Below are 12,767 nucleotides of genomic sequence, written 5' to 3' on the forward strand. Positions count from 1 at the left end.
ATCCTAAATCGCAAATTTAGTCTTTACTTTTTATCTAGATTTTTTCACGCTGTTAATTGCATCAACCATTCCATTTTGATTTTTATCTAAAGTAAGCTCCCAAAACATAATTCCTCCTAGTTTCTTTTTGATGGCGTATTCTGTTTTTTCCTTTACAGACGAAATATCATCACCTGTGGCAAATAATTTTTCTTTCTCATTGTACCAGTAAGGAGCCTTAGCTTTATCATCCCAATAATAATTCCATCCGTTTTCTTTTGTAAAAGAAGTCTCAAAATCCTTAAAATCAACACTATTTGTTGCTACACCAGACTGATACAGCCCATTATTAACACTATTTACCTCCTTCCAAACACGGGTATAAAATGCGGCTCCAATTACCAGTTTTCTGGATGGTATTCCCAGCTTCAATAAATAATTGACAGCATGATCTGCTGAATCACCGCTTGAATTGGCGCTGAACAAAGGCGTATGATGCCCTGTAACTTTAGAATATCCATTGACTAAATCATAACTCATGATATTTACCCTATCAACTAATGGCATTATTTTTTCCCATTCGACAGCTTCATTTAAATATTTTTGAAAACCTCCTGCCGCAAAACTCAGCTCATTTCTGGTTCCTAATTCTTTGCGGAGTGATATAATTAATTGTGTAAAATTTTCCTTGTCGGCAGTTTGATATAAATGCCCAGGATAACCTTCGATTGCTGGATATTCCCAATCTAGATCTAAGCCGTCAGTTTTAAAATAATCATTAACATTCTTTACTGATTTTGCAAAAACTGTTCTTTTTTCAGCAATTGAAAAAACTTCCGAACAAGGCTCACAGCCTCCCCAGCCTCCTAAAGACAGCATAATTTTCAGCTTAGGACTTTTATCTTTTAAGGAGACCAGATGTTTTATTGCAAGTGAATCTTTTGCACTGTCTACGCTTAATTTTCCATCTTTTAGATGACAGAAACTGAAAATAATATGAGTCAGTTTTGACACATCAAATTTGTCAATTTGCTTGTCATCGCCCATATAATAAGCAATTACAGATAAATTCTGTTTGTTTTGGGCATTCGCACATAAAGGAAGTAAAAACAATAAAATATATATTTTTAAGCTTTTCATTTATTATAATTTAAAAGATTAACAGTCCATACTAAAAGCGATAGTTTAAAAACTTCAAGTAAAAAAACCTGATAACGAATTATCAGGTTCAGTATATTGTTTCTACAGAAAACAATACCAATTCAAAATAAAGAAATCATAGTAAAATATAAATAACCAAACTCAATCTTAACAATTTCAACTTTAATTTTTGAATTAAACTTTAGACTTGAACTAATTTTTTCAAGCTGTTATATACCGCTAATTCAACATCAGCGTGTTCTTTAGAATTACATCTCTCCAATAACTCATTCAATAGTGTGGCATTGACATTTTGCTTTTTTTCAATTTTCAGCAGCAGCTGCTGAGAAATATCATTCAAGTTTCTGGCCAATGGCAAAAGCGGCTGTACAAGAGGTGCATTATTGCTTAAAGCATTTAAATCAGAATTCATTTTTACCCATTTATTCAAATAACCTGTGACTACAGCTTGATTTTCGGCCGACTTATCATTTAAATAAGCAGCAACTGCTTGGTTAAAATCTAATGCATCAGATGCATCCGAAGTACAGGCATCTGCAAATAATGTTAATGGCGAGTACATTTTATATTCGGTGCCTTCACTATTACGAGTATAACCTTTTAGCGGTTCGCAAACATTTGACAAATCCAGCAAAGCATCATTTTTTTGATTATTACTGATGTTTCTTAACAATGCTTCCTTGCTTTTTAGATGTGTCAGTCCCAGTTCTTCTAATCTAAAAGAAATAGTTTTGAGCCTTTTGCGCAAGCTATTTATATCAGTAATCTTTTCATTAGACCAAAAACGTTCAGCAATTGCTGCTGTTCTAGGCCAAATACGGGAATCTATTGTAGCGGGGGTAACCAATTCGGTCCACATAGTAGCTTCGCCTCCCAAAATCCTGGCTTTTTGTTCACTAGTCAATGTGACACTCTTTGGCATTGGATCTACAGTATAATGATCCTCCACTGGATACATCAAATCAATATAATACCCATTGGACAAAACGGTTTTGTAACCGCCAGTTACTGCCTCAATTAATGATTTTCCTGCCGCAAGGCCTTCATTTGTGCCTTTCCAAGAATGAATTATTGCCTCTTTGGACATATTTTTGGTCATAATTTCTTCCCAGCCCATTAATTCTTTATTATGCTTTTTCAGCATCGGAATTAACTGCATGGTAAAATAAGTCTGCAATTCGTGATTATTTGCTAAATTATGTTTCTTTTTGAATTCCTGGATTTTTGGATTGGCGTCCCAGTCCTTTCCTTCATTTTCATCACCTCCTATGTGGAAAAATTTACCAGGAAATAATGGGCAGACTTCATCAAATATAGAACTCAACAGCTCATATGTTTTGGGGTTTGAAGGATCCAGCGTGGGAGTAAAAATTCCTGCGTTCCTTTCAAGATCATACTTTTGTATCTGTTTTAACTGCTGTGCTTTCTCACCATTTCCAAAATTTAAAATTTCAACCTTGCTTCCTATCTCCGGATAAGCAGTTAAAATGGCCGACCCATGACCAGGTACATCAATTTCTGGAACTACTTGTATTCCCCTGTCTGAAGCATACTTAATTATATTCCTGATTTCTTCCTGAGTATAATAATTGCCATCAGATGCCATCTGAATCAGCTTCGGGTGTTTTTTCATTTCGATTCTCCAGCCTTGATCATCAACCAGATGCCAGTGAAAAACATTCATTTTTACCGCTGCCATTGCATCTAGATTCCGTTTTATAACATCAACTGGCATAAAATGCCGTGCTGCATCAATCATCAGGCCTCTCCATGTAAATCTTGGATAATCGGAAGTTTTTGAAACTGGAAAATAAAAAGAACTGCTATTGTTTTGCAAAAGCTGCAAGAGCGTTTCCAGCCCATGCAATGCTCCGACATCTGTAGTCGCATTTAGAGTAATTTTGCCTGAAGCAATATCCAATGAATAACTTTCGTCTTCATAAAGCTCTATTTTTCCGCCTCGGACGCAATTAATCTGCAATTGAGCATCAGGAAATTCATTTAATCCTGTTATAAAACCTTGGTCAAAAAACATTCCTGTCCTCCCATCCAGCCGTCTCAAAAAATTAGTTGCACCTACAAATATTCTTGCATTTGGAGCGCCGGTAATATTTATTTTAAAATTCTTTGTCAATGCAAATGTGCCTTCATTAAGACTAATATTTTGAGGCCATGGCATAACATTTAACTGCTCGGCAGTAATTTGAGCCGAAGCGATAAAAGAAGCGAAGAAAAAAAATATTACGTATTTCATTTATAGAAAAATTGGATTAGAAAAAAAATCAGTGCTATCCTCAAGCTTAAGAGTCTGCAAAAACTTAAGTCCAGCACTTATTATTACAAAACAAAAACAAGTACTAGTACTCAAAACGTTTGAAAGCTTCGATAGCTTCATATTCGGCCAAACCTAAATCATCATATAGCTTGGCGGTATTTTTATTCCTGTCTTCGGCTCTAACCCAGAATTCTCTCGAATCATTGCCTTGAAACATTACTCTGTCTTTTTGTGACTGATGATACAAAATTGCCTGTCTTTTTAACAGCACTTCATCTGGACTTAACGGAACTGCCATATCAATTTCGTGAATATCCCATTCGTGCCAAGCGCCCCTGTATAGCCATAACCAGCAATCATTCATAAATGGTTTTGATTTTAATTCTTTCATTGCTGCAAAAATGGCATTCAAGCACACTTCGTGCGTACCGTGTGGATCGGCTAAATCTCCTGCAGCAAAAACCTGATGAGGCTTTATTTTCTCAATAATATCTTTTACAACGGCAATATCATCCGGCCCTAAAGGTTTCTTTTGAACCATTCCTGTTTCATAAAACGGCATGTCCAGGAAGTGAGTATTTTCATCTTTCAGTCCAATATATCTCGTAGCGGCATAAGATTCGCGTCTTCTTATCAATCCTTTTAACTTTCGGACTTCCAATGTATCGCTTTGCCCAATTGATTTTGAATTAATTGAATCTATTACTGATTGAAAATTAATCCCTGAATTATTCCCCTCAGTAAAATCATTGCAGACTTCGGCAAATTTTAAAGCCTCATCATCAGTAACTGCAATATTTCCAGAAGTCTGATACACCACATGTACATCATGTCCTTGCTTAATTAATTTTGCAAAGGTTCCCCCCATAGAAATAACATCATCATCTGGATGCGGACTAAACAGAATTACTCTTTTTTTAGCAGGATCAGCTCTCTCAGGGCGGTGGGAATCATCAGTATTTGGTTTACCGCCCGGCCAGCCAGTAATAGTATGCTGCAGTACATTGAACATATTAATATTCAAATCATAAGACGAACTGCCCGAAGCTAATAGATCAGACATTCCGTTATTGTTGTAATCCCTGTCAGTGAGTTTTAAAATCGATTGATTAGTATGCTGGCAAAGCCAGACGATTGCTTTATTCTTTAACTGTTCTGTCCAGATACACTCACCTACCAGCCAAGGTGTTTCCAATCGGGTTAAACCAGATGCGGCACCTTCATCTAAAACAAAAGTAGTATTATTATGATTCTGCAAAAATGTTGCAGGAACCTCAGAGCTGATATCGCCTTGAATCGTTCTTTTGATAATAGAAGCTTTGTTCTGCCCCCAAGCCATCAATACAATTCTCTTGGATCTAAGAATTGTTGAAACCCCCATCGTAATTGCTCTTTTAGGAACGTTGCTGATTCCGTTAAAATCTCCTGAAGCATCCACTTTGGTAATATGATCCAATGTAATAATTCTTGTTCCAGAGTTGATGTGTGATCCAGGCTCGTTAAATCCTACGTGACCTGTACGCCCGATTCCTAATAACTGAAAATCAAGTCCGCCAGCATTTTTAATATTCATTTCATAATCAACACAAAACTGATTCAGGTCTTCTAAAGCAACAGTTCCATCAGGAATATTAACATTTTCGGGTCTGATATCTACGTGATTAAAAAGATGCTGATGCATAAAATAATGATAACTCTGATTGCTTTCCTTGGGCATTGGATAGTATTCATCTAAATTGAAAGTAATAACATTATCAAAACTCAAACCTTCTTCCTTGTGCATGCGCACTAACTCCTGATACACTTTTATAGGAGAAGATCCAGTAGCCAAACCTAACACACATTTTTTATTTTTTTCTTGTTTGGAGCGAATTAAGTCCGCAATCTCCTGAGCAACGATTATTGAAGCATCTGCTGCATTTTTAAAAATTACGTTATGAATTTTTTCGAAACGGGTGTCCTCAAACTGACCTGCTTTTTTGAAGCTTATGTCATTACCTAAGTTTGATGTAGTTCTCATGATTTTGTTATTATATATTTAAATGGTGCAAAAATTATTGTATCTCTATTTTTTTATGTTAATTTTTATAAAGATACACATATCTTTTACATTTATAATTAATTCTTAATTAGGTTTTTTGATGCAAAACTGCTTGAGTTTTGCCTGTATATAAATTTTATTTAAAAAATAAAAAGAAATTTCGATAGTTATAAGCTCTTAAAAAATTAAGCAGAAATGCTTTTCAAATCGGAGCGGCTGGCTTTATTTGCCTTTGTTCAATTAAAAAATCCTGCAACATCATTTTTTAACTTTTTTTTGTTGATTGTAATGCAAATTTATAATGTCTTCAGTCTTCAGAAAAATAAATTAAACCAACACATCTTTTTTATAAACGAACGGCATTATTCAATCAACAATGCGTTTTTAATGATAATCTGCATCTTTTTAAATGCTTCATTAAAAACTTTCCCAACATCATTTTTCAATCTTTTTTTTAAAATCCAGACAGCCGATATAGACTGTCTGGAATAAAAAATAACTATTTGTGGTTATTAGAAATTAGGTCCGGTAGTATCCCACCAAAGCCTGGTTCCACCGTTATCAGGCCCTCCTAATTTTGCAAGGCCTGTTTCAATTCCACCAGGATTTCCGTCTTTTTCCGATTGTACAAAATTTACTCTTCGCGGTCCATATTGAGTAGTAATTGTTCCTCCGCTGGTATTATGCAATATTCTAAATAATTTAGGATATCCAGTTCTTCTATATTCAGACCATGCTTCCTGCCCTTCTGGGAAGTTTGCTATCCATTTTTGAGTAATAATTTTTTGCAGTTTCACCTCATTAGCAGCCGTACCATCCCAAGCGACAGTAACATTATTTACAGCTGCTCCATTATTTGCAGCATCTTTAGCATCAACAAATTTTTTGGCAGTCTTAACATTGTCAGCGATATAAGCTGCAGCACCAGAAGCACCATGCTGTGCGAATGAAGCCGTAATACCCGCTTCATATAAAGCCTGAGCTGTTCCCCCCATATTCCATCCTCTTAAAGCACCTTCAGCTCTTAAAAAATACACTTCAGCTGTAGTCATCAAGACTTTTTCATTTGATCCAACGATTGAACCAATTTCAGACATGCCCGTACGATCTGATTTTGCAATCATATTGATACCTGTACGGATTCCTCTGTACTGTCCAGGAAAATCTACAGATCCTTTAAAATATTTGGTAAGCCTTGGGTCTTCATATCCGCCCATTATCGATTCCATATCAGCAGACATTCTAATATCACCCCAATCTTTTGAAATTGTTAGAATAGGATCTATGAAATTTGGAATAATTATTTTAGCTATATCAGCATTTGTAGTCATCACTCCAAAAGTCTGGCTGATTGCTTTTTCTGCTTCAGTTTTAGCCAAAGCTGGTTTGATTTTAACAATTCTCATGGCTAAACGCAAACGAAGTGAATTTGCATATTTAATCCATTGTTTGTAATCACCTCCGTAGCCGCTCATATCTACTGATCCAAAAGTTGAAGCTTCACCAGCATTTACTCTTTTAGTTAGTTCAGTAACAGCAAAATCTAATTCAGAAAACATTTTAGTGTATACTTCTTCTTGTGAATCATATGGAATTGTTGCATCCGTAGTTCCAAATTGAGAATATACGATTGGTCCAAAAACATCAGTTACTCTGTGCATACCTTCCACTTTCAGAATCAATGAAATAGCATAAAACTGATCATATTTACCCTTTGTTCTCTGTTCGATTTTTAGAGTATTTGCCATTACATCAGTATAAGGCAGACTCCAGATAAAACCATTCCAGCCATCAACAAAATTATAATTTGAATTATCTCCTGCAGCTCCTTTAAAAGGAGTTGGTGTAGCCATATAACCTGACCAAATATCTGCGCTCAAGTTTTGCTGCAATTGGTATTTCCAGTGTGTTGTATTGAAAATACCTGTAAAAACTGTAGTAAAAGGAACTTTTACATGATTAAAATCCTGCTCAAGATCTTTAGCTGTAATCCCAGTGGGATTGGTATTAATTTCGTTGAAATCACTTGTACAACTTACTGCAGCTAGCAAGGAAGCACATATAGCAGTTGTTTTTATTTTATTTAGTATCATGATGATATAAGATTAAAAAGTTACATTTAAATTAAGACCGACACTTCTTGTTGATGGTGCAGCATAAACATCAATTCCCTGTAAACCATTCCCTGTACTCAAAGAAATATTTGGGTCAAATGGTGCATCTTTGTAGAAGAAAAATAAATTTCTACCAACTAAAGACAAATTAGCTGTCTTGAAAATTTTGCTGTTTTTAAGATCAAATGTATATCCTAATGACAATTCTCTTAAACTTACATTAGTAGCATCGTAAACATACTCTCCTGTAGCACCTTCTCTGCCTCCAACTTGGCTATAATAACTTTCTGCATTGTATTTTCCTGCAAAAGCTTGTCCAGCTTTTGTTGTACCTGGAGCATAAACTGCATCAATCGCTACACCTCCAGCGTCTCTAGCATCTCCTGTTGTTTTAGAAACTCCAAACTTATCATTTACAGCTTCAGTCAAGCTCATTACATCTCCACCAAAGCGTCCATCAATTGTAAAGTTTAAAAAGAAATTACCATATTTGAAGGAGTTAGAAAGCCCTAACATATAATCTGGATTTGCGTTTCCTACTTCTTCAAAACCAGTTTTTTGAATAGACCCATCTTCATTCAATAATACTCTGCCTTGAGCATCTCTTTTTAGGTTGATACCTTCAATAACTCCAAATGGACGGCCATTAATTAATGAATATCTATAGCTGTTTACACCTGGCTGTGTCAATATAACTGTTCCTCCCAATTCTTCTGGTAATCCAGAAACTTTGTTAGTGTTTTTTGAATAATTTACTGTAGCATCCCATTTAAACTTATCATTATCAATAATTTTAGCATTCAATAATACTTCAATACCATTATTTTCAATTACACCGCCATTGTAAGCGTAATTCTGGTAACCTTCAGCATTTGTAGACGGAGCTGGAATTGTTAGTAACTGATCTTCAGTTTTATTACTATAATAAGTTAACTCAATTCCGAATCTATTGTTAACAAATCTCCATTCAGTTCCTAACTCAAAAGAACCTTGACTTTCTGGCTTCAATGTGGTTCCTGGTCTTGGCCCTACAGTTGGATTTATATTTTGTGGGTTTGCAGCTGTATATGTATAAGTTGGTGAAGTGTAAAATGCAGGTACATCATTACCAACCTGCGCAAAAGAAGCACGAACTTTACCAAATGTAATTGCGTCTGGAAAAGTAAACATTTCGGATAAGATGGCTGTTGCCCCAACAGATGGATAAAAGAAAGACATATTTCCAGTATTAGCTAAGGTCGAAGACCAATCATTACGTCCTGTAACATCAAGGTATAACATGTTTTTGTAACCAAAATTTGCTGCTGCAAATACTGATTGCTGCTCTCTGCGATAGCCATAATTTTGATAATTACCAGTATTTGAATTAAAGTTATGAAGTGTAAACCAGTTTGCAATACCCAAACCAGATGGATCAGAATCTAAGACTGTTTCATCATTTATAGAAGTTTTTGTAAAACTAGTACCTATGTTTGCAAAAAAAGTAAAATCTTCATTGATTTTAGTATTAATTGTAGCAATCAAATCACCGTAATTTTGAGAACTCACATCATCAATACTGATATACCTGCCATTTGCATGAGACAGAGTTCCTTGTGTAGAAGCATAAATTTCTTTGTCAAATTGTGAAGTTACTCTATCATAATTATATCGTGATCCAATAGATAACCAGTTATTAACTTTATAGTTCAGACCTACAGATCCGTTTATGTACTGATTACCATCAACAGATTTATTACGATTCAATCCCCAATATGGATTCTGTTCAATGTCTCTGTTAGTCATCCAATTCTGAACCATCATGTTTCTTCCTGGATCAAATTTTTCAAAATTATTTTTATATTCGTTAAAATCATATCCTCTTGGCATCAAATATAAACCTGTAAGAGGATTAAAGTACAAACCGCTTGTTGGTCTGTTTGTTACATATTGAGAGGTATAATTTGCATTCGCATTAACTGTTAATTTATCACCGAAGAATTTCCCCATTTGTCTGATGCTAAAGTTATTTTTGCTCAAACTATTTGTAGGTATAACACCATTAGCAGTAGTATTGGCATACGAAAGATTAGTAGCTGAATTTTGAGATCCTGTAGAAAAACCAAAAGAAGATATTTGAGTCACTCCTGTTTCAAAAAAGTCTCTAGTATGATCTGGTGTGCTTTGAGCCGCTCCCCAAGACTCATCTGCACCTGGTTTTGCTATATACGAAGTCTGGAATTTAGGCAGATAAGCCGCAGTTTCAACTGTAGTATTAGAAGATGCTCTGAAAGACGAAACTCCTTCCTTTGCTTTTTTAGAAGTCAATAATACCACACCTCTAGCACCTTGGCTACCATATAAAGCCGTTGCCGATGCACCTTTAAGCACTGTCATACCTTCATAATCATCTGGATTTAATAACCCGATAACATCACCACCATCACGGTTACCACCTTGGGTAGAACCAAATGAATCATTTGGCTGAATAGAAGATATGTTCAGCATTGGAACTCCATCTACAACATATAAAGGATTGTTGTTTGTAGTAGATGAATTTCCACGAATAGTAACTTTTGTAGAACCTCCAGTACCACCAGCACTTTTAGTTACTGCAACTCCAGCTATTTTACCAGCTATAGTATTCATTAGATTCGGGTCTTTTGCTCTAACCAGATCTTCTCCTTTTAATTCCTGTGCAGAGTAAGTTAAAGACTTTCTGGATTTTTTGATACCCAATGAAGTTACAACTACTTCGGTCAAAGCTGTAGAACCTGCTTCATTCAATTTCACATTAATAGTCTGGGACTCTCCTACTGTTACACTTCTGGATTCATATCCTAAATATGAAATTTCCAGTACAGCTCCCGTTTTTGCCTCAATTGTAAAGCTTCCATCAAAATCAGTGGCAGTACTATTTGACTCTCCTTTCACGGTAACATTTGCAGATGGCAAAGGAACACCCTGTGCATCAGTAACCAGACCCTTGATTGTTTTCACTTGAGCAAGAGCAGCTTGCGTAGAAAAAATAACCATTGCGATTAAAAAAATTTTTCTCATTTTTAAATTATTTTGTTAGTTATTGGGTAAAATTATTCTTAACATACTGTTAAAAAAAATAAATTAAACCAACAGCACCCTTTTTTAAACCAACGACATAATTCAATCAATAATACGTTTCTCGAAAACGTTTTCTCTCTGAACATTTTTTACAATATTCACCTTTTTACAATTTTTTATTTACTGAAACTCCATTTTTAATAACAAAATGATTATTGTTGCATAATAATATCAGTATCTCCTATTAAAAAACTTATTATTCAGCCATTATAATGAAGAAAATAGATTTCCACATTAAACTCCAAAATCATATATGGTTCTGGCTAATTTATTTCATGCTCAACTTCTTAAGATGGGGAGCTTATTTTAACGATTATAACTACTCATTCAAATCTAATTTAATTGAGTTTGCACTCCACATTCCGCTGGTATATTTCAATTTATTGATACTCATTCCAATGTTTGTACTAAAATCGAAATATGTTAAATACACACTTTCATTAATTGCAAGCCTGGGTTTGGTATATTTGTTAAAAACTGGACTGACGTATTATATCATTTCGAAAAATATCTGGCCCGAAGCCAATAGAGATTACAGCCCATTCGAGATTAATCATATTGTTGCTGTTTGTATTGGAGAGCTTTATGTGCTTGCCGTTGCGTCATCTATTTATTTAATGCTGACATGGCTTAAGGAAAGAGACCGCAACAAAATAATTATTGAGAATCAGAATAAAATAAAATTAAAATATCTGAAAAATCAGATTCAGCCACACTTCTTTTTCAACACCCTCAATAATCTGTATGCACTTTCATTAGAATCATCAAGCAAAGTTCCAGATGTAATTATAAAGCTGTCCAACTTAATGGAATATGTATTGTATGATGTCGATGATGACCAATTTGTGCCTTTGATTAAGGAAATCGATTATATACAGAATTATATCGAAATTGAGAAACTCCGATTCCAAAATGTAGAAGTGAGAATCAATCTGGAATCTGACATTGACAATGTAAATGTTCCGCCATTATTATTCATATCTCTAATAGAAAATGCATTCAAACATGGCGGCGTGAACAACGACAGGCTTAAAATCAAAATCAATTTCAGGGTAAGAAATTCTCAGCTGGAATTTGAAATAATAAATAATTTTGTAATTTCACCACCAATTGGAAACAAAAAAGGAATAGGTTTATCGAACACCAAAAAAAGATTAAAACTTATTTTCAAGAATAATTTTGTTATTCAGCAAAAAATAAAACTCAACTTTTATAGTATCAAAATGCAAATCCCTTTATATAATGAAGATTAAATGTGTATTAATAGATGATGAGCCTTTAGCTATAAAAGTCCTGCTTAATTACTTTTCTAATTTTACAGATTTTGAGGTAATTGGTACATTCAATAACTCATTAGAAGGACTTGATTTTATTAATTCTAATAATGTCGACGCGGTATTTCTCGATATTAATATGCCAATGATGACAGGTTTTGAATTAATAAGCCTGCTCGAGAAAAAGACAAGAATCATTATTACAACTGCTTTCCGGGAATTTGCTGCCGAAAGTTATGATCTCGAAGTATTGGACTATTTAGTAAAACCAATTCCACTGCCACGTTTTATAAAATGCATTCATAAAATTGAAGCTGAACATCAGTTAAAAAACAATATTAAGATTGAAAATCATCGTATCGAACCCCATTTATTTATCAAAGTGGATAAAAAAATGGTAAAAATCAATATTGATGAAATTCTTTTTGTGGAGGGAATGAAAGAATACATTAAAGTAGTTACTCCCGAAAAAACATATATTACACATAAATCATTAACATCTCTGACTGATGAACTGCCATCGGATCGTTTTATGCGCATTCATAAATCCTATACAATTGCATTAAATAAAGTAAAATCTATAGAAGGAAACAGGATACAAATATTGTCATATACCATTCCTATTGGAAGAAATTACAGCAAAGAAGTCAAGACCAAAATCCTGGAATAACCCAGACCTCCATAATGGCAAAAAAAAACATTCCCCTGATGTTTTATTTAGTGTGTTTTTTACATTTATATTACTGTCAAAAACATTCTATTTTTTATATAAAAAATGCAGGTCTACAACGATTTTTTACTTTAAAAAAAGCAATAAAACTGCC

Annotated in this window: 7 protein-coding genes; 2 read left to right on the forward strand and 5 right to left on the reverse strand. The window is 34.4% G+C overall.

Annotated elements, in window-relative coordinates:
• Positions 1-30: 30 nt before the first annotated feature.
• The 5 genes from ABEG11_RS00420 to ABEG11_RS00440 form a co-directional block, all read right to left on the reverse strand.
• The gene (locus ABEG11_RS00420; protein ID WP_348822222.1) at positions 31-1,119 is read right to left on the reverse strand and encodes a glycoside hydrolase family 18 protein; all 1,089 of its coding nucleotides are present in this window, start codon (positions 1,117-1,119) and stop codon (positions 31-33) included.
• Between the two features lie 202 nt (positions 1,120-1,321).
• Entirely contained in the window at positions 1,322-3,394 is a 2,073-nt protein-coding gene (locus tag ABEG11_RS00425) for a beta-N-acetylhexosaminidase (RefSeq protein WP_348822223.1), read from the reverse strand.
• Between the two features lie 103 nt (positions 3,395-3,497).
• Positions 3,498-5,435, reverse strand: coding sequence for a glucosamine-6-phosphate deaminase (gene nagB, locus ABEG11_RS00430; protein ID WP_348822224.1), 1,938 nt, complete (start codon positions 5,433-5,435; stop codon positions 3,498-3,500).
• A gap of 533 nt (positions 5,436-5,968) precedes the next feature.
• Positions 5,969-7,549 (reverse strand): RagB/SusD family nutrient uptake outer membrane protein, encoded by a 1,581-nt coding sequence (locus tag ABEG11_RS00435; RefSeq protein WP_348822225.1) that lies wholly within the window; start codon positions 7,547-7,549, stop codon positions 5,969-5,971.
• Positions 7,550-7,561: 12 nt separating this feature from the next.
• On the reverse strand, positions 7,562-10,609 hold the full coding sequence (locus tag ABEG11_RS00440; protein WP_348822226.1) for a SusC/RagA family TonB-linked outer membrane protein: 3,048 nt from the start codon (positions 10,607-10,609) through the stop codon (positions 7,562-7,564).
• A 272-nt stretch (positions 10,610-10,881) separates the two neighbouring features.
• On the opposite strand from ABEG11_RS00440, the gene ABEG11_RS00445 reads away from it, so the two are divergent.
• Both ABEG11_RS00445 and ABEG11_RS00450 read left to right on the forward strand, forming a co-directional pair.
• Positions 10,882-11,922, forward strand: coding sequence for a sensor histidine kinase (locus ABEG11_RS00445; RefSeq protein ID WP_348822227.1), 1,041 nt, complete (start codon positions 10,882-10,884; stop codon positions 11,920-11,922).
• Positions 11,912-12,613, forward strand: a complete 702-nt coding sequence (locus ABEG11_RS00450) for a LytR/AlgR family response regulator transcription factor (RefSeq protein ID WP_348822228.1) — start codon at positions 11,912-11,914, stop codon at positions 12,611-12,613. Before ABEG11_RS00445 ends, ABEG11_RS00450 begins: the two co-directional genes overlap by 11 nt.
• Positions 12,614-12,767: the final 154 nt, after the last annotated feature.

It is taken from the genome of Flavobacterium aestuarii (assembly GCF_040049115.1).
Taxonomy (GTDB): domain Bacteria; phylum Bacteroidota; class Bacteroidia; order Flavobacteriales; family Flavobacteriaceae; genus Flavobacterium; species Flavobacterium aestuarii.

Excerpts from the sequence above, each read along its gene's own strand:
- ABEG11_RS00420 (WP_348822222.1), bottom strand. The coding sequence starts at position 1,119 with ATGAAAAGCTTAAAAATATATATTTTATTGTTTTTACTTCCTTTATGT.
- ABEG11_RS00425 (WP_348822223.1), bottom strand. The coding sequence starts at position 3,394 with ATGAAATACGTAATATTTTTTTTCTTCGCTTCTTTTATCGCTTCGGCT.
- nagB (WP_348822224.1), bottom strand. The coding sequence starts at position 5,435 with ATGAGAACTACATCAAACTTAGGTAATGACATAAGCTTCAAAAAAGCA.
- ABEG11_RS00435 (WP_348822225.1), bottom strand. The coding sequence starts at position 7,549 with ATGATACTAAATAAAATAAAAACAACTGCTATATGTGCTTCCTTGCTA.
- ABEG11_RS00440 (WP_348822226.1), bottom strand. The coding sequence starts at position 10,609 with ATGAGAAAAATTTTTTTAATCGCAATGGTTATTTTTTCTACGCAAGCT.
- ABEG11_RS00445 (WP_348822227.1), top strand. The coding sequence starts at position 10,882 with ATGAAGAAAATAGATTTCCACATTAAACTCCAAAATCATATATGGTTC.
- ABEG11_RS00450 (WP_348822228.1), top strand. The coding sequence starts at position 11,912 with ATGAAGATTAAATGTGTATTAATAGATGATGAGCCTTTAGCTATAAAA.